Raw genomic sequence first — 24,424 nt, 5'->3', positions numbered from 1 at the left:
CGCCATGTTGCCTAGAGGGTCAGGGGTGTGAACATCACGCAACGGGGGTGCGGAGCCCCTCCTCGGCCGGGTCCGTGTCCCGCCCGCCGGGTCCCGCGGCACCCCGGTCCTTCGGCACATGTGCGAAGAAGACCAGGGCCACCAGCGTGACGACGGCCATCCCCATGGTGAGCAGCGCGACCGGCAGGAAGTGTCCCGTGGCGGCCAGCAGCGCCGTGGCCACCACCGGCGACAGGCCACCGGCGATCGCCGACGACAGCTCGTGGCCGAGCGCCATCCCGGAGTAACGGGTGCTGGTGCTGAACAGCTCGGAGAAGTACGAGGGCTGGACCCCGATCATCGCGGCGATGGCGATGTGCCCGACGATGAACGCCACCCACACGGCCGCGGCATGCCCCGTGTCCATGAGCAGGAAGAAGGGCGCGGCCCACAGCAGCATGCCGATCGCCCCGCTCAGATAGACCGGCCGCCTGCCCACCCTGTCGGAGAGCCGGCCGAAGACGACCATCATCGCCGAGTCCACCAGCATCCCGACGATCCCGGCCCACAGCAGAACGTTCGAGGAGATGCCCACGTACGCGCCGTACACGAGGGAGAAGGACATGAAGATGTAGCTGGCGCCGCTGTCGGCGAAGCGCAGCGCCATCGCGAACAGCACCTGGCGCGGATGACGGCGCAGTACCTCGCGCAGCGGCGAGTGTGCCGGGGCCTTCTCGGCCTTTGCGGCCTTCGCGGTGTCGGCCTCGAAGCTGTCCGTCTCGCCGAGGTTGCGGCGGATGTAGAGCCCCACCACGAAGATCACCGCGCTGGCCAGGAACGGGAGCCGCCAGCCCCACACGAGGAAGCCGTCGCCCGAGACCTGCTCGGCGAGCCACAGCGCCAGCGCCGACAGGACGAAGCCCAGGCCCATGCCGCAGGAGCTGAACGAGGCGAGGAAGCCGCGCCGCTCGGCCGGGACGTTCTCGGTGATGATGAGCACCCCGCCGCCCCATTCGCCGCCCGCCGCCGCGCCCTGGAGCACCCGCAGCAGCACCAGGAGCAGCGGCGAGAGCAGACCTGCCGTGGAGTACGAGGGCAGCAGCCCCATGCAGAAGGTGGTGGCGCCCATCAGCGAGAGCGTCCCCATGAGCGCGGCCTTGCGCCCCCGCCGGTCACCGATGTGCCCGAAGACCAGGCCCCCGATGGGCCGGGCCGCGAACCCCACGGCGTGACCGGCCAGGGCGGCGATCGTGCCGAGCAGCGGATTTTCGCCGGAGGGGAAGAAGACCGAGCCGAGGACCAGCGCGGCAGCGGTGGTGTACAGGAAGAAGTCGTACCACTCCATCATGTTGCCGGCGACGGACGCGATGACCACGCGCCGCGTCCTGGACGAGCCCTCGGTCGTGCACTTGCGGGGCATGTGTGCTCCTTGCCGTTCGACCCTGAGATCGGTGGAGCGTACGAACGGCCCGGGACCGCCTCAATCGGGGCGGTCCGCCAGACGGGACAGGGTGCTTCCCGGAGGTCCTCCTCCTCGCCACCGCCTGCGGTACACGACCGGTACGCCGGGTGATCACGCCCCCGCCGAGCGATCCCGGACCGTTCCACTGAACGGACCGGCACGCGAGCCTCCGGCCTCCGGCGGGCAGTAGCGTGCGCCGACTCGCGGACCCGCACCCGATGACCTGCCGAAAAGCGTCCCACTCAGAGGTGACCATGCACACAGCGTCCCGCCCGGTCCATCGCATCACCGGCTCCGCCTTCCTCGCCGCGGCACTGCTCGCCGCGACCGGATGCGTCGCGGGCACCACCGATACCGGAGCCGACCCGGGCTCCGGCGGCAGGGCGAGTGGCCCGCAGGTGCGGATCGCCGTCGGCGTCGACGCGGCATACGCGCCGTTCTTCCTGGCCGACAAGGAGGGGCTGTGGGCCGAGCACGGCGTGAACGTCGACCTCGTGCAGTTCGCCAAGGGCGGGGAAGGCGTCGACGCCCTGGGCGCCGGACAGGTCCAGATGGCGGGGAACTCCGACGCCACCACCATCGGCGTGCTCGGACAGAACCCGAGCCTGAGGTCGCTCGCCGTCTACGAGGACTCGGGGAAGTACCTCAAGGTCGTCCTCGGCCCCCACGTGAAGTCCCCCGCGAAGATCCGGAAGATGGCGGTGGTCCCGGGCCTGTCCGAGCTGGCCGCCACCCGGTTCCTCGAATCGAAGGGCGTCGACCCCAAGTCGGTGGAGTTCGTGACGAGCGACCCCGCCGAGATCCCGGCCCTCACCAACAAGGGCGATGTGGACGCGTACGTGCTGTGGGAGCCGTGGCCGGCCAAGGGGAAGGAACTCGGCTCGCGGATCGTGGAGACCACGGGCGACTACGGCCTCAACTACCAGCACTGGCTCCTTTCGACCTCCTCATGGCTCAAGGACCACAAGGACGTCGCCGCCAAGGTGGCCGAGACGCTCGCGGAGGCGGCCGAGAAGACCGAGAAGGACCCGGAAGCCGCCGCACAGGCGACCAAGGAGGCGGCGAAGATCCCCACGGCCCAGACCCTGAAGGCGGTGAAGGAGATCGACTTCGCCGTCCGCGACTTCACCGCGAAGGACCTGAAGGGCTACGACGACACGGCCCGCTTCTACCTCGACACCGGCAAGGTCAAGGGACGCCCCGACGTGTACGGCACCGTCCAGCGGGGCTGGCTCCCCGACAACACGAAGGGATCCCGATGACCAAGGGCATCGAGAAGGACACGACGACTGCGCCGCGGGCGGGCGCCGGGGCGACGGACACGGTGACGGCACCCCGCGACCGGGCGGCACCCGCGGCGGGTCGCGGTGCCTCCCTGCGAGCAGAGAGCGCCGGGATCTCCTTCGGCGACTTCCAGGCCGTCCGGGACATCGACCTCGACATCCCGGCCGGTGAGTTCCTCTGCCTGCTCGGGCCGAGCGGCTGCGGCAAGTCCACCCTGCTCTCGGCGATGGCCGGCTTCATCCAGGTCAGTGAAGGTTCGCTCACCGCCGACGGCACTCCCATCAGCGGCCCGGATCCCGAACTCGGCATGGTGTTCCAGAGCAGCGAGGCCCTCTTCGACTGGCTGACGGTGCGCCAGAACGTCACCTTCGGGCCCCGCATGCGCGGCCGTTCCCGTGCCGAACAGGACCGGGCGGCCGAGGAGTTCCTCGGCCTGGTCGGCCTGCGCCACTGCGCGGACCGCTACCCGAACCAGCTCAGCGGCGGCATGCGCCAGCGCGTGCAGATCGCGCGGGTCCTCGCCAACGAACCGGACGTCGTCCTCATGGACGAGCCCTTCGGCGCACTCGACGCGCAGACCCGGCAGGTGCTTCAGGAGGAGACGGCCCGGATCTGGCGGGCGTCCGGCTGCACCGTCGTCTTCGTCACGCACGACATCGACGAGGCGATCCTGCTGGCCGACCGGGTCGCCGTCATGACGGCGGGGCCCGCGGCCTCGATCAAGTCCCTGTACGAGGTCGACCTGCCCCGCCCCCGCGACGAGTCCGACCCCGCCGCCGTGCGCCTGCGCCACAAGCTGCGCGAGGACATCGGAGAAGAGGTCCGCAAGGCCATGCGCGACCAAGGACTCGACGACCGGATCGACCGAGGGGCGAAGGGCGCATGACGATCACCACAACCGAGGCCCAGGCCCGCACCCGCACCCGCCCGCGCCGCACCATCGAGGCGCGGGGACAGGGACTGCGCACCCTCGGCCTGTACGCCCTCGCCGTCCTCGTCGGCCTGGGAATCTGGCAGCTCGTCGCGATGAAGTACGGCCCCTCGCTGGTCGCCTCGCCCAGCCAGACCCTGTCGGCCGCCGGCGAGCTCGCGGCCGACGGCACCCTGACCAATTCGTTCATCGCCTCCAGCCGCCGCATCCTCATCGGCTGGGGCCTCGGCGTCGCGGTGGGCGCCCCGATCGGGCTGCTGATCGGACAGATCAGGATCGTCCGCCAACTCCTCGAGCCCTACATCGAGTTCTTCCGCTTCATCCCGCCCGTCGCCTTCGTGACCCTGGCGGTGGTGTGGCTGGGCATCGGCGAGTCGTCGAAGGTCGTCCTGATCTTCTACACGGCCGTCTTCATCGTCACCCTCAACACCAGCGCGGGTGTGATGGCCGTCAACGAGTCCAAGCTGCGGGCGGCGGCGAGCCTCGGGGCAAGCCGCCGCCAGATCCTGCAGCGGATCGTGCTGCCGTCCACCGTCCCGTACATCCTCACGGGCGCGCGCCTGGCCATGGGCAACAGCTTCCTGACGATCGTCTCCGCCGAGATCGTCGCCTCCCAGGTGGGCCTCGGCTCCCTGATCTGGACTTCCCGCAATTACGGCCGCATCGACTGGGTCTTCGTCGGCATCATCACCCTCGGCGTCCTGGGCCTCGTCTACGACCGGATCCTGCGCCTGATCGCGATGCGTGTACTACACAAGTACGGAGCTAAGGTGTGAATGCGAGGGACAAGCTCGGCCATCGGGGACAAGAACGGAGAACACAGCACGTGAGCACTTCCGCAACGACATCGAGGGCCCTGCTCCTGGAGGAGTTCGGCGCCCTGCCGCGCCTCACGGAGCGGGCCGTACCCGAGCCGCGCCCCGGCCACACCCTCGTGCGGATGGCGGCGGCCACCGCCGCCCATCTGGACCTGAACATCCTCGACGGGCAGTTCGGCATCCTGCCCGAGCTGCCGTTCGTCCCCGGCACCCAGGGCAGTGGCTACGTCGTCGCCTCCGACACGCATTCCGAGGGCGCACTGGTCCGCCTGCGCGGCGAGGGGCTCGGCCTCAGCCGCGACGGCGCCTGGGCCGAGCACGCGCTCGTGCCGGACGCCGCCGTGGAGGTCATGCCCGAGGGCACCGACCCCGCGCTCGCCTGCATCTACTTCTCGCCGGTCGGCACCGCCTGGGCGACCGTCCACGCCATCGCCCGGGTCGAGCCGGGGGAGCGGGTCCTGGTGACCGGCGCGTCCGGCGCGGTCGGCGCCATGGCCGTGCAGCTCGCGGCCCGCGCGGGCGCCGAGGTGATCGGCGCGGTCGGCCGCCCGGCGAAGCTGGAGCACGTCCCCGACGCCGCCAAGGCGCTGCTTGCCAAGGACCTCTCCGAGGAGACGATCGGCGGCAAGGTCGACGTACTCATCGACACGGTCGGCGGCCAGATCCTGCGCGACGCCCTCACCCTGGTCCGCCCGCGCGGCCGCGCCGCCCTCCTCGGCTACACGGCCGGCCGCGAACTCACCCTGGACCTCGCGGACTTCTTCCTCGCCGACGTCACCCTCCTGCCGGTCAACATGATCTCCCGCAGCCAGGAGGTCGCCCCCGAGGTGCTGCGCCTGCTCCCCGACCTGTCCTCGGGCGCGCTGTCGCTGCCGTACGAGAGCTACGGGATGGACGAGCTCGGCACCGCGGTGGAGCGGCTGCGCACGGGCGCGGCGGTCGGCAAGATCGTGCTCGAACTGGGTGACACCGGCAACTGACCGCCCGCCTGTCCGTTTCCTGCCAGAAGGGTCAGGACCGCGAGCCGCCTGCCTGCGCGGCGGGTTGGGCCGCGGTGACGGGGGCGGAACGGCTGTGCGGGCACGCGGAACAGGGCCGGGAGCTCTTGCTCTCCCGGCCCTGTGGCGTACGCGGTGTCAGCTCGCCCGGGTGAGCCCCAGCGCGACGTCGACGATCATGTCCTCCTGGCCGCCGACCAGGCCCCGCTTGCCGACCTCGACGAGGATCGTGCGGACGTCGACGCCGTAGCGCTCGGCCGCCGCCTCCGCGTGCCGCAGGAACGAGCCGTACACCCCGGCGTACCCGAGCGTGAGGGTCTCGCGGTCCACGCGGACCGGGCGGTCCTGGAGCGGGCGCACCAGGTCCTCGGCCGCGTCCTGGAGGGCGAAGAGGTCGCAGCCGTGCTTCCAGCCGTTGAGGTCGGCGACCGCGACGAACGGTTCGATCGGGCAGTTGCCCGCGCCCGCGCCCTGACCGGCGAGGGAGGCGTCCACGCGGGTCACACCCTCCTCCACCGCGACCATCGAGTTGGCGACGGCGAGGGAGAGGTTCTCGTGGGCGTGGACGCCGAGCTCGGTGCCGGGGTCGAGCACATCGCGGTAGGCGCGCATCCGCTCGCGGACGCCGTCCATCATCAGGCGGCCGCCGGAGTCGGTGACGTAGACGCAGTGGGCGCCGTAGGACTCCATGAGCTTGGCCTGCGCGGCGAGTGTCTTCGCGTCGGCCATGTGGCTCATCATCAGGAAGCCGGACACGTCCATGCCCAACTCGCGCGCGGTGGCGATGTGTTGGGCGGACACGTCCGCCTCGGTGCAGTGCGTGGCGACGCGCACGGAGCGCACGCCGAGCGCGTACGCCTGCTTCAGCTCCTCGATGGTGCCGATGCCGGGAAGCAGCAGGGTGGTGAGGCGGGCGTTCTTGATGTGTGCGGCCGCGGTCTCGATCCACTCCCAGTCGGTGTGGCTGCCGGGGCCGTAGTTGAGGGAGCCACCGGCGAGGCCGTCGCCGTGGGACACCTCGATGCCGTCTACGCCGGCCGCGTCGAGGGCGGCCACGATGCGGCCCACCTGCTCCGGCTCGATGCGGTGCCGGATGGCGTGCATGCCGTCGCGCAGGGTGACGTCCTGGATGAACAGCTTGGTGTCACCCGAGGGGGTGTCCCCCGTGGAGTCAGTGGTGTCACTCATGCGTCGGCTCCCTGAAGTTCGGTGGCGCGGGCGGCCATGGCCTCGGCCATCCGCAGGGCCGCGCTCGTCATGATGTCGAGGTTCCCGGCGTACGCCGGAAGGTAGTGGGCGGCCCCCTCGACCTCGAGGAAGACGGACACCTGGTGGGTGACCGGGGCCGTGGTGAGGGTGTGCACCGGCTGGTCGGCGGGGACCGGCGCGATCTGCACCTGCTGCTTGAGGCGGTACCCCGGCACGTACGCCGACACCTCGTCGACCCGCTCGGCGACGGCCGCGCGGATCGCGTCGTGCGTGGCCTCGTCCGGCGCGTTCACCAGCGCGAGCACGGTGTCCCGCATGATCAGCGGCGGCTCTGCCGGGTTGAGGACGATGACGGCCTTGCCGCGCTCCGCGCCGCCGACCGTCTCGATGGCGTGGCTGGTCGTCTCGGTGAACTCGTCGATGTTCGCGCGGGTGCCGGGACCCGCGCTCTTCGACGCGATCGAGGCGACGATCTCCGCGTACGGGACCGGTGCCACCGAGGAGACGGCCGCGACGATCGGGATGGTGGCCTGCCCGCCGCACGTCACCATGTTCACGTTGTCCGCGCCGACATGGTCGTCGAGATTGACCGCCGGGATCACCATCGGGCCGATGGCGGCCGGGGTGAGGTCGACGAGCTGCTTGCCGTACGGGGCGAGCGCGGCGGCGTTCGCGACGTGCGCCTTCGCGGAGGTGGCGTCGAAGACGATCCGAATGTCTTCGAAGCCGTCCATCGCGATGAGGCCCTCGACACCATCGGCGGTGACGGGCACTCCGAGCCGCTTGGCGCGGGCCAGCCCGTCGGAGGTGGGGTCGATGCCGACCATCGCGCCCATCTCCAGAGTGTCCGAGAGCCGTAGCACCTTGATCGTCAGGTCGGTGCCGATGTTGCCCGAGCCGATGACGGCGACCTTGGTCTTCATGCGGTGGCTCCCTCAGGGGTGGAGGCGTGGAAGCGGACGGAGACGGAGCCGAGCCCGCCGATTTCCGCGGTGAACGCGTCGCCGGCCGCGGCAGGCACCATCGGGCCGAGCGCCCCGGACAGGACGACCTGGCCGGCGCGCAGCGGGTCGCCGACGTCGCGCGCGGTGCGGGCCAGCCAGGCGAGCGCGGTGAGCGGGTCGCCGAGGCAGGCGGCGCCGTTCCCGGTGGAGACGGTCTCGCCGTGCCGCTTCAGGGTCATCGCGGCTTCGACGGGCTCGAATTCGGCGAGCGGCCTGGCCGGGGTGCCGAGGACGTAGAGCGCGGAGGAGCCGTTGTCGGCGACGGTGTCACCGAAGGTGATGTCCCAGGCGGCGATCCGGCTGTCCACGATCTCCAGCGCGGGCACGGCATGCGCCACGGCGGCCCGGATCTGCGTGTCGTCGAGGGGGCCTTCGGCGAGGTCCGCGCCCAGGACGAACGCGATCTCGGCCTCGACCTTCGGCTGGAGCAGTCCGTCGACCGGTACGGACGCCCCGTCGGCGACGCTCATGTCGTCGAACAGCACCCCGAAGTCCGGCTGGTCCACGCCCAGTTGTTTCTGCACGGCGGGCGAGGTGAGGCCGATCTTGCGGCCGGTGATCCGGCCGCCCGCGTCCAGGTGGTGAGCGGTGATCAGCTCCTGGACGGCGTAGGCCGCCTTCACGTCGTCGCTGCCGATCAGGTCGCGGACCGGGGCGCAGGGCACGTGGTCGTCGGCGGCGCGCAGCAGTCGCCGCGCCGCCTGTGCCACGGCGTCGGTGGCGGTGGCGGTGCCGGTGCCGTTGCCGGGGGAAGTCTCGTTCATGCCCTCAGCTTGGACACGCAGGCGGCCCCACGCCCAGCGTCGAGTTCCGTCTGGCGGAACTCGCCCACGAATCAGTGCTTGCGCAGCTCCGCGCGCCGCCCGAGCGTCGCGGAGATCCCGGCCGCGGCCGCGCGCACGCTGGTGGCGTGCCGGGCGGGCTGGAAGCGGTGCACCGGCCCCGTCACGCTGACCGCCGCCACGATCTCGTCCGCCGGACCGAAGATCCCGGCCGCGACGCACACGATGCCGACGGCCGACTCCTCGTACTCGAAGGCCACGCCTTTGGTGAGCACGTCGGACAGCTGCCCCGTCAGGACGTCGACGTTGGTGATGGTCCGGGGCGCCTTGCGCTCCAGCGGGCCGCGCAGCGTGGCCTCGCGGACCTCGGCCGGGGCGTGGGCGAGCAGCACCTTGCCGAGCGCCGTCGCGTGCAGCGGCATCCGGCCGCCGAGCCGCGACGGGGAGTCGGCCTGCTGGTGGCCGCCCATCTTGGCGACGTAGACGACCTCCGAGCCCTCGCGCGTGCCCAGGTGGACCAGCTCGTGCGTGCGCACGTACAGGTCCTCCAGGAACGGCGTGGCCACTTCGAGCAGCCCGCGCTCGACGGACGCGCGCATCCCCAGCTCGAAGACCAGGCCGGACAGCCGGTAGCGCCCCTGGACGCGGTCGAGGAGCCGGGCCGCCACGAGATCGCCGAGGACCCGGTGCAGGGTGCTCTTCGCGAAGTCCGTGCGCCGCTGCAACTCGGCGAAGCCCAAGGTGGTGTCCTCGACGGTGAAGGCCTGCAGCACGGTGAGGGCCTTGGCCAGGACGCCGCTCGGCGCGTCGTCGCTCAAGGGGTGTGTTCCTTTCGGGGCCCGGCGCTCCTTGGCGCAGATTGCACGGACGGCTCGACTGTACGGGACGGTGCGCACACCCCCGGGCCCACGCGGGCCGAGCGGATGAGCGAAGACCGGCGGGGGCACATTTGCGTCATGAGCGCGGCTCTCTCGTACCTCTTCACCACCCGCTGTCACACAGGGCTCACGACTCAGAAGTGTCACTCCCCTTGTTGATCCTGGTGAGAGCGACTGCGGGTCACCCACATCGGCTAATACGACGCAAGGCAGGAGCAGCTAGGCAAAATATCTGCTATCAGTGCATGCCTCTTTCCCAGGAAGATCGAAGACGCGCCACGCCCACCCCCACATTCGGGCGCTCGCGAGAAAGAGCCTGCATTGAACGCCGCTCCTGCCGCTCTGCACATCGTGGTGCTCCAGCACCACCCGCGACTTCATGAGACCGATGCTTCGACCTCTGACCTGCACCGAGCACTCACCCGACTCCCCACGGTCAGTTGCGTACGCAGCCTGCACCTCACCGAATCCACCGCCCGGTCGGACCTCCTTGACATGTGCCACAAGGGAGAAGGGCGGGTCCTGCTCGCGGACGCCCGGGCGGAATCCCTCATCGACAGCGCCCGGCTGCTCGCCGACTACCCGCACACCGCGGTGGTCGTCAGCAGGGCCGCCCCAGCTGGACAGAATGTGGTCCGTGCCCGCCTGCGTGCCGCGCAGAAGAACGGCTATCAACTGACCGCTCTGGCAACGGACATGCTGTCCGAGTATGTCTTCAGCGGCATGGCCCTGCTCACCGCCGACGACGCGGCGGTCCTCGCAAGCCGGCTGTCCGCCGCCGACCCGTCTCCTCTGGCGGTGACCGACATCCGCAGCAGCCCCACCGCCGCGATCCTGAACGCCACCGACTCCATACGTGGCTTACGACCACGAGCCCTGCGTCTCGTCCCTTCGACCGACGACGGACGCCCCGAAGGGCTCGATGTCGCACCCATGGGAGGCGGCTCCCACGCCACGACGTACAAACTTCTGCCCGCAGGCGGAGGCGCACCGCGGCTGCGCAAACAGGCAGGCGGGGCCGGCCGGGACAAACTCGCCGACGAAGTCGCCTGGTTACGCTCGCTGGACCCTTCGGCACGCCGCCTCTTCCCCCAGATCCTGAGCGAGGACGAAGGCTCGGTCGATCTCTCCTACCACGACCTGCCCACGCTCCGGACCCTGCTGCTCGACGGCCGCATGACCCCGGAGACGGCCGTGTCGGTCCTGCTCAAGGTGCTGCGGACGCTGGACTCCCATGTCTACCGGCGCGTGCGCGGCCCGCGTGACGACTACGCCCGCCGTATCCACCTGGACCGGGTGACCGGCCGCGTCGCGGAGACCGCTTTCCGGCTGCCCCAGTACCGCGCTCTGTGGAACAGCCCGACCCTCGTCGTCAACGGCCGCGAACTGGAGAACCACTGGCCGCTGGCGAACCGCCTCGCCCACCATCCCAAGCTGTCGGTGCTCGAACCGCCGAGCCTGCTGCGCATCCACGGTGACCTGCACTTCGACAACATCCTCGTACGCCCGGCCCGCTCCGGGTTCCTGCTCGTCGACCCGCGAGGAGCCGAAAGCTACGACATCGCCTACGACGTCGGAAAGATCCTCCACTCGTGCCACTCGCTCTATGACCTGCTCCACGCCGGTCACTACCGGCTTCAGCACGACGGCGCCAGGCTCACCCTGACCTGCACGGCACCCCGAATCGCCGCCGTCTACGAGCAGGTCCACCAAGAACTGCTCGCCGCCCTGGGCGCATGGGAGCGGCTGCGCCAGGAACCTCACTGGCATCTGCGGGCCCTGTTCGCCGAGGCCTGCCACATGGCCAGCGTCATGCCGTTCCACCTGCGTCAGGACGGCACCGAAACCCTGGCCCTGGCCCTGTACGCGCGCGGGGCGGAACTCCTCAACGACGTCGCCGCGCGCCTCGACGCCCTCTGACCTCTTCCCCGCCCCACCTCCCACACCAGCGAAGGGATTGCCATGCGAGTCGTCCGCGCAGCCGAAGTTCCCCTCGAGCACCGCCCCAACGGGCGCACCGTCCTCACGCTGAGCGACCTCGACCTGCCCGTCTCCGCCGACCGGGCAGCCATCCTCCTGGCCAAACACCCCGCTCACTTCACCGAGGACCGCCACTTCCACCGACACATGTGGGAGATCTTCTACTTCCTCCACGACGCGGACTACTGGCTGTGCGGAGCCGACCACCGCATCCACGCCGGCGACCTCGTCGTCCTGGCCCCCGGCGACCCGCACGGGGCGCTCCCCGTCGACCACCCGGTCGACATCGTGGTGCACCAACTCCCCAAGGTCGACGGGGACAAGCACCCCTGGCATCCGCCGACCGCCGGCTGAACCCGTCCCGCCCGCCGAAAGGAGCGCAGCCGTGCCCGACACACCGCCCCACAGTCCCCTGACGGCCAGGGAGATGCTCACCACCACCCGCTCCGTGCGCAAGCGACTCGACTGGGACAGGGCCGTCGACACCGCCGCCGTCGAACGCGCCCTGGACATGGCTCTCCAGGCACCCAACGGATCCAACAGCCAGCCGTGGCAATGGATCCTCGTCACCGACCCCTCCGTCCGCGCGGCACTCGCCGACTGCTACCGCGAGGCAGCGGGCCCCTACCTGACGGTCATGCGGGACTCGGCCGGCGCCGACGAACGCCGCCGCCGACTGTGGGAGGCATCCGCCCACCTCGCCGAGAACCTGCACCGCGCACCCGTCCTCGTCGTGCCCTGCCTGACAGCCGCACCGGAGGACTTCGAGGCCCAGTTCGCCGACCTGGGCTTTCCCGCTCCGGTCGGCCACGCCGCGCACAGTGTGTACTACGGCTCCATCTGGCCCGCCATATGGAGCCTCATGCTGGCCCTGCGCCTGGAGAACCTGGTCAGCGCCGTGACCACGCTCCACCTGGGCAGGGAAGCCGAGGCCGCTCGCGTCCTGGGGCTTCCCTCCACGGTCCGCCAGGCCGGGCTGCTCGCCGTCGCCCACCCGACAGGGCACGGCTTCCGCCCGGCACCGCGCTGTCGCACTGCCGAGGTCACGCACCACAACACCTGGCCGTCGTGAGCCGCAACGAGACCACGACCGCTGCCGGGCTACCTCATAGGGAGTGGCATGTCTGCGGCCGTCCCCTGCCCGGTGTCGATCTGACCACGTCGCTGGCGCTCGGCAACAGTGCCTCGGACATCGACGTCCTCAAGGCCGTCGGCCACCCCATCGCCTTCGAACCCGATCCGGAACTGACCGCGGGCGCACGGGAATACGGCTGGCCCGTCGCCGACCGGGACACCGTGCTTGCCATGTGCGCGGACAGCGCGGGCGAACCGCCGTCGACACCACCGTCACCACCGTCGCCCGGGTAAAGGCCCTGGTCGGTGAAGATTGTCAGTGGCGTGCCGTACAACGGTTCATATGGACAGGGAACTCGAAGCTCGTATCAACGACATAGTGGGGCTGACCGGCGTCGACGCCGAGGGCCCGACCGTTGCCGAGCAGGCGCTGGTTCAAGAGCGCACGCGGAGAACGCGGGTGCGCGCCTGCCGGGGCAAGACCGAGTTTCTTGATCGTGAGAGCGCTGAGCTGCGGTTGCAGGAGATCCGTGAGCGTCCGAGGCGCACTGGCGCGGTTCCGCAGCGGGCGTACGAATGCCCGCAGTGCGGGCGCTGGCACCTCTCCTCGCGCGCGGAGTGGAAGGCGAAGCCGCCGAAGAAGCCGGCGTCCGAGCAGCCGGTTTCGTCGTCGGCCTCGTACCGCAAGCACCGCGCTCGTGCCTTGCTGCGCGGTCGGGAGCCGCTCGTGGCGGCGCACATCGCGGAGGCCAGGGAGCAGCACGGAAGAGGACCGTCATGGGGTGACCTGCGTGAGCGTTTCGACTGGACCGCGGCGGAGCTCGCCGGTGTCCTTGAGTACCTAGCTCAACGCGGTGTGGTCACCTACACCGATGCTCCGTACAGCCTGGGGCTCGGTGCCACGCCGCCGGAGGACTTGCCACCCACGACGACCGGGCTGTCCGCGCAGGAACAGCGGGACGCTGTCGCCTGGGTCTCCACGTACGACCGGCGTGTCGGCGGGTGCCCCACCGCTCATCAGCTGCGGGGCGCCTTCGGCTGGAGCGACGAAGAATGCTGGGCGCACCTGAGGAGCCTGGTCGATCTCGGCCTGCTGGGGTACGTCCCCGTGGACGGGACCGTCCGTGTCGGACAGGCCGCCCCTCGAGCATGGGCCCAACGGTCGGTCGAGTGAGCGGGCGGTCCGGCGGAGGAGGCGCTCGGCGTTCCAGGTCAGGGTGAGGTCCGGAGGTTCGCGTCGGCAGGTCTGCATCCCCGTTCCGTTGTGGCGAAAGGGGGCTGGTGGGCGCCTCGGGCGTGCCGGGTGTTGGTGAGCTGGCCGACGACGAGGACGGTCAGGCCGCATCCGGCGATGATCCACCAGGCGGGGCGTGCGGCCGAGGCGTAGGTGTCGGCGTAGGCGGTGGGGTCGATGCGGGAGGCGAGGACGGCTCCCGGGACGGCGATGCCGAGGACGCTGCCGGTCTGCCGGAAGGTGGAGGCCAGGGACGAGGCCACACCGGCCCGGGCGAGGGGCATGCCGGAGACGGCGGTGTTGGTGATCGGGGCGTTGACGAAGCCGAACCCTGCCCCGAACAGGGCGCAGCCCAGGATCATGGACCAGGTGCGGGTCTGCCCGTCGAAGGCAGCGAACAGGGTTGCGCCGGCGGCGATGAGGCAGCCGGCCGCGAACAGCGGCGGGCGGGGGCCCACGCGTGCGACGAGGCGCCCGGACAGCGGAGCGGACACGAACACCATGACGGCCATGGGCAGCAGCCACAGTCCCGCGTGCAGCGCGGACAGGTGGCGGACGTTCTGCAGGTAGAGAGTGGTCAGGAACAGGAAGCCGCCGAGAGTGGAGAAGCTGGCCAGTGCGTTGACCGCGGCGCCGGTGAAGGGGACCGAGCGGAAGAAGCGCATGTCGATCAGCGGGTCGTCACGGCGCAGCTCGTAGCCGATGAGAGCCGCGAGGAGCGCGAGGCAGACCGCAGATCTCGCCCTTGCCTGGCGCCGGGACCACAGAACCCGTGCCGCGGCTCTTCTTCTGAACACTGCGGAGGCCCTCGCAGAGGGGTGGGCCGGTCGCTGATCAAGCGAGCCCGGGCCGCCCCGTACTCGTGCGCCCGCCCGCCGCGCGGGTGCTCATTCCTTCAGGGCCAGTTCATACGTCTCGCCCGGCCGGACCGTCACGGCCCGGCCCGGCAGTTCGACGGTGATGGGGGAGCGGTCCGACGTCGGGACGGTGATGCGCAGGCGGCCGGAGAGGATGCGCAGGCGTACGCCCCAGTGGCCGCGGTAGCGGAGCGTGAACCCGTAGGAGGAGCCGGTCAGTTCGGGAAGTGGCGCCGGGTCCAGGCACAGGGCGTCGCCTCGGGTCTCGAGGCCGGTGAGCCCGCGCTGGATCAGGTCCACGGTGCCGGCCATGGCGCCGAGGTGGATGCCCTCGCCCGTGGTGCCGCCCTGCACGTCCGCGATGTCCCCGACCAGTGCCTCGTGCGCGAACCGCCAGGCGTCGGCGCGGCGCGCGCGAGCGAGCACCCAGCCGTGCACGAGCCCGCTCAGCGTTGATCCGTGGCTGGTACGGCGCAGATAGTGATCGACCGTGCGCCGCCATGTGGTGTCGTCGAGCGAGTAGCTCAACCGGCGGAAGAGCGAGCCGAGTTCATCCGGGGAGAACAGGTAGCCGAGCATCAGGACGTCCGCCTGTTTGGAGGCCTGGTAGCGGTTGACGCGGTCGCCCTCGGCCTCCAGGATCCGGTCCAGGCGGCGGATGTCCCCGTACTTGTTCGCGTACGCCTCCCAGTCCAGCTCGGCCAGCCGCTCGTATCCGGCGAACTGGCTGATCACCCCGTGGTGGAAGGGGACGTGCAGCGAGCGCGACACGTCCCGCCACAGCTCCGCCTCGCCGTCGTCGAACCCGATGTGCTCCGCGAGCTCCTGACGGCGCGGCGGGGGCAGCAGATCGAGCAGGTCGAGTGCCCGGCCCAGCACCCAGGCCGCCGTCACGTTCGTGTACGCGTTGTCGTCGATGCCCGGCCGGTCGGCCTCCGGATACCCGTCGTGGTACTCGTCGGGGCCGACGACGCCGCGGATGCGGTAGCGGCCCAGATCGTCGTCGTAGGAGGCCGTGTCCGCCCAGAAGCGGGCTATCTGCAGCAGCATCTCGGCGCCCTTGGTGTGCAGGAACTCGGCGTCGCCGGTGGCTTCCCAGTAGCGCCAGATGTTGTACGCGACCGCCGAGCCGACGTGGTGCTGCAGGTGGGTGTGGTCGGGCAGCCAGTGTCCGGAGTCCGGGTTGAGGTGCAGTTTCTGGGTCTCCTCCCGGCCGTCGCTGCTGCTCTGCCACGGATACATGGCGCCGCGGCGTCCGGCGTCCTGTGCGGCGCGGCAGGACCGCTCCAGCCGCCGGTGCCGGTAGGTGAGCAGGGCGCGGGAGACCTCGGGGAAGTGCAGGTTCAGATACGGCAGGACGAACAGTTCGTCCCAGAAGACGTGGCCGCGGTAGGCCTCGCCGTGCAGTCCGCGCGCCGGCACGCCGACGTCCAGGTCGGCGGTGTGCGGCGAGAGCGTCTGCAGTACGTGGAAGAGGTGCAGGCGCAGAATGCGGCCCGCCTCCTCGGGCACGTCCAGTTCGGCCCTCCGCCAAAGCTGTTTCCACGCGGTGAGATGGGAGTCGAGCAGGCCGTCGAAGGGCTGGGCCCGCCGAGCCCGGTCGATGGCCGCTTGCAGCGGATCGCTGATGGCGGGGTCGCGGGAGGTGTGCAGGGCGACGGTCTTGTCCACGGTCACGGTGCGGTCCGGCTCCATCGGCAGGGACAGCATCCGGGCCGCGCGCAGATCGGTGCGGCGGTCGTCCGCGTGCGTGGCGTCGGCGCAGGTGGTCCGGGCCGCGAGGGCGATGCGGACGTCGGAGACGCGGGTGCGGCAGCGCAGCCAGAACAGGTCGGGTGCGGCCATGCCGGTGTGGCCGTGCACGAGATGACGGTCGGCCAGGTCGCGGTAGCGCGGCACGCCCGCGTTGCGGACGGAGCCGTCGAGGGCGGCCTCGACCTCCAGCTCCCCCGTCCAGTTCAGCGCGGTGAACTCCGTGCGCAGAGCGGCCAGATGAGGGTCGGCCATGTGCACGAACCGCACTTGCCGCACGGTGACGCGGCGTCCCATGGTGTCTTCGTAGGTGGTCCGGCGTTCCAGCAGACCGCTGTTGATGATGAGGGTCTGCCGATGCTCCAGGACCCTGGCGGTGTCCGGGTGCAGCCACGGTCCGGTGCCCTCCTCGCCTCGGCAACGGAACCGCAGGGGAAGCCAGTTCGGGACGTTGACCAGGTCCTCGTTCCCGATGCGGCGGCCCGCCACCGCAGAGGTGAGGCGGTCGTAGCAGCCCGCCACGTAGGTTCCCGGGTAGTGGACCTCGTCCGCCGTGCACTCGGGAAGGGCGCCACGGGTTGCGAAGTAGCCGTTGCCCAGCGTGCACAGTGACTCCCTGAGGCGTTCCTCGTGCGGCACGTAGCCTTCGTAGCTCCACGTCGGATCTGTCACGGCGTGGCCCCCTCCGTGAGCAGTTCGCCGAGATCGGCGACCACCAGGTCGGCGCCGTGACGCAGGAGTTCGCGGGTACGCTGCCGCCCGGCGGTCCGGTCGACGCCGATCACGAGGCCGAACGCGCCTCGCCTCCCCGCCTCGACACCGGCGAGGGCGTCCTCCACGACCGCCGCCTCCGCGGGGACGGTGCGCAGTCGGCGAGCGGCTTCGAGGAACAGGTCCGGAGCGGGCTTGCTCCGCAGTTTCAGGCGTGCCGCCTCCGTGCCGTCCACCACCGCGTCGAAGAGGTCCATGACATGGGCGCGGTCGAGCAACTCCTTCGCGTGCAGCGACGCGGAAGCCGCGGCCAGCAGCACCCCGGAACCCCGCAGGGCGTACAGCAGGCTCACGGTGCCGGCGTAGGCGGGCACGATGGTTCCGCGGTGGAGCTCTTCCGTATAACGGCGGTCCTTGTCGGCGGCCACCGTCTCGACCGTCGCCGGGGCCGGGTGCAGGCCGCGCGAGGCGAGGAAGGCGACCGCGCCGTCGCGCCGCGCCTTTCCGTCCACGTACCGCGGGTAGTCGATCCCGAGATCGAACGGCCGCCGGTCAGCCGGGAGTTGCGGCGGATGCTTTTGGAGGAAGGCGTCGAAGACGGCCTTCCACGCCTCCGCGTGCAGATGGGCCGAATCGGTGATCACCCCGTCGGTGTCGAGGACCACGGCTCGGACGCTCCGCAGAGGTGGGGCCAGGTCACGCACGACTGCTCCTCACGACGAACGTCCTTCAGGATCCGTGCTGCGGCACCACGGCCACCGGGCACCACGGCCACCGGGCGCACCGGCACCCTTTGGGGGTGATGTCCACGCTCATCGTTGAGGCTGGGCCAAGGGTCCCGTCAGCTCCACGATGTCGTCGACCGCGACATCGTGCACATGGGAGGCCAGGTTCTCGAGCGCGCGGCCGGCGGCGAGTTCGTCACCGATCTCCGGTACAGGTCGGTCGATCGGATTGCGGCGCGCCGTGCCGTGGCCGAGGACCTTCATGGAGGAGCCGGGCGTGGTGAGTTCGGCACGCGCACGGGTCACGTCGCCATCCTCGACGATGTGAATACGAACGGTCCATTCCTTGGTGGTCATGGCGAGCACCTCCTCGTTTCGGGTGACGTGCCCTTTCGCGTTCCGTACCAAGACGCCTCCCTTCCTCCTCCCCCCCGAGCGCCCTGATCAAGAGGGCGGTCACCTCTTGCTGAAACGGGCACGGTTCTCGGCGCGTTCGTTCAGGACGGACATCCTGCGCCAGTACTCGTCCTCGTCGATCTCGCCGCGCGCGAAGCGATCGGCGAGTACGTCCTCGGGCGGAGCCGAGGTGGTGCGGGGCGCCGAGCCCGTGGCTCCTGCCCGGGACATGGCGCGGAAGAGCAGCACCCCGATCGCGATGAGCAAGGCCCAGAAGAGGATCGTGCCGGCCGACATGGCGAACCAGCCCCACCCGCCGAGTTCGTGGTCATACCTGAACATCACGGTCGCTCGCCTCCTCGTGGGCCGCAAGGGACGGTACCGGTGCCCATGTCCTTATCCCACGGCCCCGTCCTCACCATCTCCCGGCGCGGCGGGGGCGTCATGGGCCGACAGGGGCAAAGCGGCAGGGCCGTTGGGCGCTTCGCCGGCCGACACCGGCCACGATCGGTGCGCGAGACGGCTACTTCAGCTCGCCCGCGTGATCCGGCACGAATGTCTGGAGGTCCCGTGGCGGGCGCTGGTAGCCCGTGGCCGCCGGCCGCGCGGGGAGTTTCAGACGGGGCGGCGGGATGTCGTGGTAGGGAATGGTCGACAGCAGGTGCGCGATCATGTTGATGCGCGCGCTGCGCTTGTTGTCGCCCTCGACGACGTACCAGGGTGCCTCGGGGATGTCGGTGTGCACCAGCATCTCGTCCTTGGCTCTTGAGTACGCCTCCCAGTGCGTGATCGACTCCACGTCGAGCGGGGACAACTTCCAGCGGCGGGTGGGGTCTTCGAGGCGGCGACGGAACCGCCGCTCCTGCACGGAGTCGCTCACCGAGAACCAGTACTTGCGCAGCAGGATGCCGTCCTCCACCAGGAGCCGCTCGAAGATGGGGCACTGGTGAAGAAAGCGCCGGTGCTCGACCGGAGTGCAGAAGCCCATTACGTGTTCCACGCCCGCCCGGTTGTACCAGCTGCGGTCGAACAGGACGATCTCGCCCGCCGCGGGGAGGTGTTCCACGTACCGCTGGAAATACCACTGCGTGCGGTCCCGCTCGGTCGGAGCGGGCAGCGCGACGATCCGGGCGACCCGCGGATTGAGGTGCTCGGCGACCCGTTTGATCGTGCCGCCCTTGCCCGCGGCGTCCCGGCCCTCGAAGACCGCGACGAGCCGGGCGCCCTCCGCGCGCACCCAGCTCTGAAGCTTCACCAGCTCCGTCTGCAGCCGGTACAGCTCCTGCTCGTAGAGGTCCTTGTTCACCGGTCCTCGCCTCTTTCGCCGTCGTACGGCTGCGTCGAGCGGTCGCCCTTGAAGTGACATTACGGACGTGTCCGCCCGTCGGGTCAAGCAGAGGGACGGGACGGGCATGGGCCGGACGGCCCTCGCCGGGACCCGGCGGCCCCTCCTGGAGGCGAGCCGTCGGCGCAACCATGGGAGCGGACGGAGCAGGAGACCTCACAGAGGGGGCAGCACCATGCCGCGATCTGTGGTCGTCGGAGTGGACGGGTCCGCCGAGAGCCGGGCCGCAGCGGTGTGGGCGGCCAGGGAGGCGGCCCTCCGGAACAGGCCGTTGAGGCTCGTGCACGCCTGGAACTGGAGCCCGCACCCCGCGTCGGACGTGCCCGCGGGCGTCTTCGTGGCCAGTGCGGCACAGCGTCAGCGGGCGCGCTCGGCGCTGGGCCGGGCGGAGGAGCTGGTGCGTGCCGTCTGCCCTGGCGTGAGCGTGACGGCCGATGCCGTGGAGGGGCCCGCGTCGAGTGCGCTGGTCCGGGCCGGCGGGCAGGCCGAGGTGCTGGTTCTCGGTTCACGAGGACTCGGCGCCGTCGGCGGTGTGGTCGCGGGATCGGTTGCCCAGCACGTCGCGGCCGCCGCGCCCGTGCCGGTGGTGCTCGTCCGGTCCGAGACGCCGACGGACCACATGCCCGGTGAGCTCGGCGCCCGCGCCGACGTGGTGCTGGGCCTCGACCTCGCCGACCCGTGCGACGAAGTGATCGAATTCGGCTTCACCGCCGCCGCGTCGCGTGGTGCGCGGCTGCGCGTCGTGTCCGTGTGGCGCGATCCGGCGTTCTACACGCTGGGGCCGGGCGAACTCGCGCTCGCCGACGGGCCCCGGCGCGCGCAGGAGTGGCAGAGCTTCCAGCGGGCCGTGCTGGAGACGTGGCGCGGCACGTTCCCCGACGTCGAGGTGAGCGGAACGGTCTGCGAAGGACGGGCCTCCCAGCCGCTGTTGGACGCCGCCGCGGGCGCCTGCCTCGTCGTGGTCGGACGGCGCACGCGCGAAGGGCACCTGCCCGGACACCGCAACGGTCCGGTCGCCCATGCGGTGATCCACCACGCCCTCTGCCCCGTCGCCGTCGTGCCGCACTCCTGAAGGGGGATCGCCATGACCGCCATGACCGCCATGAGCAAGCCGAAGCAGTACGTGTACGCGTTCGCCGACGGCAACCGCGAGATGGCCGACCTGCTCGGCGGCAAGGGCGCGGGGCTCGCCGAGATGAGCCGCCTGGGGCTGCCGGTGCCGCCCGGATTCACGGTCACCACAGAGGCATGCCGGGAGTTCCTGGCCACCGGCACCGAACCACCCGAACTCGGTGTCGAGGTCGCGCGGCACTTGGCCGCCCTCGAACGTGCCGTGGGCCGGACGCTGGGCGCCGCCGACGATCCACTGCTCGTGTCGGTGCGCTCCGGCGGCCGGTTCTCCATGCCCGGCATGATGGAGACGATCCTCGACATCGGGCTGGGCGACGCGAGCGTGGCGGGGCTGGCCCGGGCCACCGGCCGGGAGCGCTTCGCCCGGGACTCGTACCGGCGGCTGCTGCAGATGTTCGGCCACACGGTCATGGGCATCGACGCGAGCCTGTTCGAGAACCTCATCGCCGAACGCAAGCGGGCCTGCGACATCAAGGACGACGGTGAACTGCCGGCCGAGCAACTGGCAATCCTGGTCGAGGAGTTCAAGGCGCTGATCCGGCGGGTGAGCGGTGCGGACTTCCCGCAGGACCCGATCGACCAGCTCCAGCAGGCCGTCCGTGCCGTCTTCACCTCCTGGAACAGCGAACGCGCCCGCCTGTACCGGGCGCGCGAGCACATCGCGGACGACCTCGGTACCGCCGTCACCGTCCAGGCCATGGTCTTCGGCAACCTCGGACCCGGTTCCGGCACCGGCGTCGCCTTCACCCGCGACCCCGCGACCGGTTCGTCCGGCCTGTACGGCGACTACCTCCCCGACGCCCAGGGCGAGGACGTCGTCGCCGGAGTGCGCGACGCCCTGCCGCTCGACGTGCTGCGCCGCCACCTGCCCCGGACGTACACCGAACTCGCCGAGCATATGGCGACGTTGGAGCAGCACTACCGCGACATGTGCGACGTCGAGTTCACCGTCGAGCGCGGCACCCTGTGGATCCTGCAGACACGCATCGGCAAGCGGACCGCGGAGGCGGCCTTCCGGATCGCGTACGACTTCGTGGGCGAGGGGCGCCTCACCGAGGACGCGGCGCTGCTGCGGGTCGACGGAGCGGCGCTGAACCGCTTGATGTTCCCGCGCTTCGGCAGGCGGCCCCACGACGTGCCGCTCGTCCGGGGCGTGGCCGCCTCACCCGGCGCCGCGGTGGGCGCGGTCGTCCTCGACTCGCGCAGCGCCGTACGCAGGCACCGGGCCGGTGAACGGGTGGTCCTCGTACGCCAGGAGACCACGCCGGACGACCTGCCCGGCATGGTCGTCGCGGAGGCCGTGGTCACCAGCCGCGGCGGGAAGACCAGCCATGCCGCGGTCGTGGCCCGCGGCATGGGCAAGGTCTGCGTCTGCGGTGCGGACAGCCTCACCGTCGACACCGAGGCCCGTCGCCTCACGACGCGTTCCGGCGTGGTGGTCCACGAGGGCGACACCGTCTCCGTCGACGGCACGGCGGGCACGGTCCACCTCGGGGCGCTGCCCCTGGTGGACTCCGAGGTCCGGGAGACCCTCGAAACCGGCTCGCGCGGGGGAGCGTTGAGCGACGCCGTGCTGCGCGCCCTCGCGCACGCCGACGATGCGGCCCGCCTGGAGGTCCGTGCGAACGCCGACACCCCGGCGGACGCGGTCCTCGCCCGGCGCCTCGGGGCACGCGGCATAGGCCTGTGCCGCACCGAGCACATGTTCCTGGGGGAGCGCCGCACCCTGGTCGAGGACATGATCCTGGCGTCCGACGCCGCCGCCCGCGCCGCGGCGCTGGAGGCACTCCTGCCCCTGCAACGGGACGACTTCACCGGCATCCTGCGCGCCATGGACGGACTGCCGGTCACGATCCGGCTGCTCGACCCCCCGCTGCACGAATTCCTGCCCGACCTGACGGCGCTGTCCGTGCGGGTCGCGAAGGACGAGCGGGCGGGCAGCCGTACCCGCGCACTCCTCACCGCCGTACGGGCACTGCACGAGCAGAACCCGATGCTCGGGCTGCGCGGGGTGCGGCTGGGCCTCGCGACACCCGGCCTGTACGCCACGCAGGTCCGCGCGATCGCCGAAGCGGTCGCCCGGCGGCTGCGCGACGGCGGGGACCCGCGCGCCGAGATCATGATCCCGCTGGTGGCCGAGGCCGCCGAACTCCAGCAGTCCCGCGCCGAGGCGGAACAGGTGCTCGCCGACGTGTCGCGGGAGACCGGCCGCCGCATCGACTGCCCGATCGGCACGATGATCGAGCTGCCCCGCTCCGCGCTGACGGCCGGCCGGATCGCACTCCACGCCGACTACTTCTCCTTCGGCACCAACGACCTCACCCAGACGGTCTGGGGCATGTCGCGCGACGATGCCGAAGCGTCCTTCTTCCCGCTGTACCTGGACCGCGGCATCTTCCCCGTCTCGCCCTTCGAGCGCCTCGACGAAGCAGGGGTGGGCGCCCTGGTGACGCGCGCCGTCACCGCCGGACGCGCCGCCAAACCCGGCCTGGAGACCGGGGTGTGCGGCGAACACGGCGGCGATCCCGCCTCCATCCACTTCTTCCACCGCGCCGGACTCGACTACGTGTCGTGCTCGCCGTTCCGGGTCCCGGCGGCGCGACTCGAAGCGGGCCGGGCGGCTCTCGGCCCGGCCGAGGAGAGCGACGCCCGGTGAGGGCGTCCACGCAACCCGTTCGAGAGGGGGACGGTCATGGTCAAGCCCATCGTCGTCGGAGTCGACGGCTCGCGCGAGAGCACCGCCGCGGCACACTGGGCGGGCAGGGAAGCGCTCCGCCGCGGCCTGCCCCTGCGTCTGGTCCACGCGTGGGAAGGGCTCCCGCAGCCGGGCGCCGAGGTGACGCTCCCCGAGCTGCGGGCCCCGCAGTACTGGGCCGGCAGGGCGCTGCGCTCGGTGAGCGGTCAACTCCTCGGCAGCTACCCGAAGTTGTACGTGTCCACGGAGCGGATCAGGAGGTCGCCGGTGCCCGCGATGCTGGCCGAGTCGGAATCGGCCGAGCTGCTGGTGCTGGGCAGTCAGGGGCTGGGGAGCGTGAGCGGAGTGCTCGCGGGCTCGGTGGCCCTGGCCGTCGCGGCCCGCGCGTCGTGCCCGCTGGTGCTCGTACGTGCCGCGTACACGCAGGACAGTGAGCACCTGCACTTCGGCGGGGCCGCGGGCGGGCGTGGCCCGCTGCGTGACGTGGCGCTCGCCGTGGACCTTCGACACGCGAGCAGCACGGTGACCGAGTTCGCCTTCCATGCGGCGGAGTTGCGCAACGCACCGCTTCGAGTGGTGCACGCGTGGCATGTCCCGTTGCGGCAGGGGCTGGTGGGCCGGGACGAGCGCGAGGCGGTCAAGCAGCGTGTTCAGACCGAACTGGCCGCCGCGATGAGCCCGTGGCGGTCCAAGTTCCCGAAGGTCCCCGTCCGTGAGGTGGTGGTGGAGGGCAGGCCGGCCCACCACGTGACCCGGGCGGCGGCCGGCGCGGGTCTGCTGGTCGTGGGCCGACACATGCGCCCGGCCACGCTGGGTCCCCACACGGGATCGGTGACCCATGCGGCGATCCACCATGTGGGGTGCCCGGTGGCACTGGTGCCGCACGGGTGACTCGGGCGCACCGCGCCCGCCCGCCGTCAGTCGTGCGGCACGACGGCGACCGGGCAGGCAGCGTGGTGCAGCAGGGCGTGACCGACCGGGCCGAGCTGCAGTCCGACCGAGCTGCGGCGGCGCCGGGCGCCGACGACCAGCAGGTCCGAGACCGCGGATGCCTCCACCAGCACGTCGCGGGCCCGGCCCTCGTGGGCCTGCGAGTGCTCCGCGACGCCGCCGTGGGCCTCGCGCGGATCGTGCAGCACGGCCGTCAACTCGTTCTCGGCGTGCACCACATGGGCCTCA

At 71.2% G+C, this 24,424-nt stretch carries 24 protein-coding genes; 12 read left to right on the top strand and 12 right to left on the bottom strand.

Going from position 1 to position 24,424, the window contains the following annotated elements:
• Window positions 1-34: 34 nt before the first annotated feature.
• The gene (locus ACY34M_RS17875) at window positions 35-1,399 is read right to left on the bottom strand and encodes an MFS transporter (RefSeq protein WP_462723522.1); all 1,365 of its coding nucleotides are present in this window, start codon (window positions 1,397-1,399) and stop codon (window positions 35-37) included.
• A 296-nt stretch (window positions 1,400-1,695) separates the two neighbouring features.
• Between ACY34M_RS17875 and ACY34M_RS17870 the strand changes: the two genes are divergently transcribed.
• Genes ACY34M_RS17870 through ACY34M_RS17855 form a run of 4 tightly spaced genes read left to right on the top strand, consistent with a single transcriptional unit; the run spans window position 1,696 to window position 5,454 of the window.
• Complete coding sequence (locus ACY34M_RS17870; RefSeq protein ID WP_462723523.1) at window positions 1,696-2,703, top strand: ABC transporter substrate-binding protein; 1,008 nt, start codon at window positions 1,696-1,698, stop codon at window positions 2,701-2,703.
• The gene (locus ACY34M_RS17865; RefSeq protein WP_462723524.1) at window positions 2,700-3,611 is read left to right on the top strand and encodes an ABC transporter ATP-binding protein; all 912 of its coding nucleotides are present in this window, start codon (window positions 2,700-2,702) and stop codon (window positions 3,609-3,611) included. The genes ACY34M_RS17870 and ACY34M_RS17865 overlap by 4 nt, the downstream gene beginning before the upstream one ends.
• Window positions 3,608-4,432, top strand: coding sequence for an ABC transporter permease (locus tag ACY34M_RS17860; RefSeq protein WP_462723525.1), 825 nt, complete (start codon window positions 3,608-3,610; stop codon window positions 4,430-4,432). Before ACY34M_RS17865 ends, ACY34M_RS17860 begins: the two co-directional genes overlap by 4 nt.
• A gap of 50 nt (window positions 4,433-4,482) precedes the next feature.
• Window positions 4,483-5,454: a quinone oxidoreductase family protein gene (locus tag ACY34M_RS17855; protein WP_462723526.1), complete on the top strand. Its 972-nt coding sequence runs from the start codon at window positions 4,483-4,485 to the stop codon at window positions 5,452-5,454.
• A 156-nt stretch (window positions 5,455-5,610) separates the two neighbouring features.
• Here the strand turns inward: ACY34M_RS17855 and dmpG are convergent, their stop codons facing one another.
• The 4 genes from dmpG to ACY34M_RS17835 form a co-directional block, all read right to left on the bottom strand.
• A complete protein-coding gene (gene dmpG / locus ACY34M_RS17850; protein ID WP_462723527.1) occupies window positions 5,611-6,660 on the bottom strand; it encodes a 4-hydroxy-2-oxovalerate aldolase in 1,050 nt (349 codons plus the stop codon).
• Window positions 6,657-7,604, bottom strand: a complete 948-nt coding sequence (locus ACY34M_RS17845; RefSeq protein WP_462723528.1) for an acetaldehyde dehydrogenase (acetylating) — start codon at window positions 7,602-7,604, stop codon at window positions 6,657-6,659. The genes dmpG and ACY34M_RS17845 overlap by 4 nt, the downstream gene beginning before the upstream one ends.
• Window positions 7,601-8,449 (bottom strand): 2-keto-4-pentenoate hydratase, encoded by an 849-nt coding sequence (locus ACY34M_RS17840; protein WP_462723529.1) that lies wholly within the window; start codon window positions 8,447-8,449, stop codon window positions 7,601-7,603. The genes ACY34M_RS17845 and ACY34M_RS17840 overlap by 4 nt, the downstream gene beginning before the upstream one ends.
• 71 nt (window positions 8,450-8,520) lie before the next feature.
• Window positions 8,521-9,285 carry an IclR family transcriptional regulator gene (locus ACY34M_RS17835; protein ID WP_462723530.1) on the bottom strand — a complete coding sequence of 255 codons (765 nt, stop codon included), beginning with the start codon at window positions 9,283-9,285 and terminating at the stop codon, window positions 8,521-8,523.
• Between the two features lie 555 nt (window positions 9,286-9,840).
• Here ACY34M_RS17835 and ACY34M_RS17830 point away from each other — a divergent pair.
• Genes ACY34M_RS17830 through ACY34M_RS17810 form a run of 5 tightly spaced genes read left to right on the top strand, consistent with a single transcriptional unit; the run spans window position 9,841 to window position 13,573 of the window.
• On the top strand, window positions 9,841-11,265 hold the full coding sequence (locus ACY34M_RS17830; protein WP_462723531.1) for a phosphotransferase: 1,425 nt from the start codon (window positions 9,841-9,843) through the stop codon (window positions 11,263-11,265).
• A gap of 42 nt (window positions 11,266-11,307) precedes the next feature.
• Entirely contained in the window at window positions 11,308-11,679 is a 372-nt protein-coding gene (locus ACY34M_RS17825; RefSeq protein WP_462723532.1) for a hypothetical protein, read from the top strand.
• 31 nt (window positions 11,680-11,710) lie between these two features.
• Window positions 11,711-12,397 (top strand): nitroreductase family protein, encoded by a 687-nt coding sequence (locus ACY34M_RS17820; protein ID WP_462723533.1) that lies wholly within the window; start codon window positions 11,711-11,713, stop codon window positions 12,395-12,397.
• The gene (locus ACY34M_RS17815) at window positions 12,394-12,693 is read left to right on the top strand and encodes a hypothetical protein (protein ID WP_462723534.1); all 300 of its coding nucleotides are present in this window, start codon (window positions 12,394-12,396) and stop codon (window positions 12,691-12,693) included. Before ACY34M_RS17820 ends, ACY34M_RS17815 begins: the two co-directional genes overlap by 4 nt.
• Before the next feature lie 49 nt (window positions 12,694-12,742).
• Window positions 12,743-13,573 carry a hypothetical protein gene (locus ACY34M_RS17810; RefSeq protein WP_462724119.1) on the top strand — a complete coding sequence of 277 codons (831 nt, stop codon included), beginning with the start codon at window positions 12,743-12,745 and terminating at the stop codon, window positions 13,571-13,573.
• A gap of 38 nt (window positions 13,574-13,611) precedes the next feature.
• Here the strand turns inward: ACY34M_RS17810 and ACY34M_RS17805 are convergent, their stop codons facing one another.
• From ACY34M_RS17805 to ppk2, 6 genes are all read right to left on the bottom strand, one after another.
• Complete coding sequence (locus ACY34M_RS17805; protein ID WP_462723536.1) at window positions 13,612-14,430, bottom strand: MFS transporter; 819 nt, start codon at window positions 14,428-14,430, stop codon at window positions 13,612-13,614.
• Between the two features lie 90 nt (window positions 14,431-14,520).
• Window positions 14,521-16,914 carry a glycoside hydrolase family 65 protein gene (locus ACY34M_RS17800; protein WP_462723537.1) on the bottom strand — a complete coding sequence of 798 codons (2,394 nt, stop codon included), beginning with the start codon at window positions 16,912-16,914 and terminating at the stop codon, window positions 14,521-14,523.
• Window positions 16,911-17,657, bottom strand: a complete 747-nt coding sequence (locus tag ACY34M_RS17795) for an HAD family hydrolase (RefSeq protein WP_462723538.1) — start codon at window positions 17,655-17,657, stop codon at window positions 16,911-16,913. The genes ACY34M_RS17800 and ACY34M_RS17795 overlap by 4 nt, the downstream gene beginning before the upstream one ends.
• Before the next feature lie 108 nt (window positions 17,658-17,765).
• A complete protein-coding gene (locus tag ACY34M_RS17790) occupies window positions 17,766-18,035 on the bottom strand; it encodes a DUF1876 domain-containing protein (RefSeq protein WP_462723539.1) in 270 nt (89 codons plus the stop codon).
• 99 nt (window positions 18,036-18,134) lie between these two features.
• Complete coding sequence (locus ACY34M_RS17785; protein WP_462723545.1) at window positions 18,135-18,416, bottom strand: SHOCT domain-containing protein; 282 nt, start codon at window positions 18,414-18,416, stop codon at window positions 18,135-18,137.
• A gap of 181 nt (window positions 18,417-18,597) precedes the next feature.
• Complete coding sequence (gene ppk2 / locus ACY34M_RS17780; RefSeq protein WP_462723540.1) at window positions 18,598-19,380, bottom strand: polyphosphate kinase 2; 783 nt, start codon at window positions 19,378-19,380, stop codon at window positions 18,598-18,600.
• 214 nt (window positions 19,381-19,594) lie between these two features.
• Here ppk2 and ACY34M_RS17775 point away from each other — a divergent pair, with 214 nt between their 5' ends.
• Genes ACY34M_RS17775 through ACY34M_RS17765 form a run of 3 tightly spaced genes read left to right on the top strand, consistent with a single transcriptional unit; the run spans window position 19,595 to window position 24,136 of the window.
• Window positions 19,595-20,491, top strand: coding sequence for a universal stress protein (locus ACY34M_RS17775; protein WP_462723541.1), 897 nt, complete (start codon window positions 19,595-19,597; stop codon window positions 20,489-20,491).
• A 30-nt stretch (window positions 20,492-20,521) separates the two neighbouring features.
• Window positions 20,522-23,206 (top strand): pyruvate, phosphate dikinase, encoded by a 2,685-nt coding sequence (ppdK, locus tag ACY34M_RS17770; protein WP_462723546.1) that lies wholly within the window; start codon window positions 20,522-20,524, stop codon window positions 23,204-23,206.
• Between the two features lie 36 nt (window positions 23,207-23,242).
• The gene (locus ACY34M_RS17765; protein WP_462723542.1) at window positions 23,243-24,136 is read left to right on the top strand and encodes a universal stress protein; all 894 of its coding nucleotides are present in this window, start codon (window positions 23,243-23,245) and stop codon (window positions 24,134-24,136) included.
• A gap of 26 nt (window positions 24,137-24,162) precedes the next feature.
• On the opposite strand, the gene ACY34M_RS17760 is transcribed toward ACY34M_RS17765, so the two are convergent.
• On the bottom strand, window positions 24,163-24,424 hold a 262-nt coding region (locus ACY34M_RS17760), incomplete at its 5' end, for a universal stress protein (protein ID WP_462723543.1).

This window comes from Streptomyces sp. EDA2-14 (genome assembly GCF_054963755.1).
This window is presented reverse-complemented; position numbering and strand designations above follow the sequence as displayed.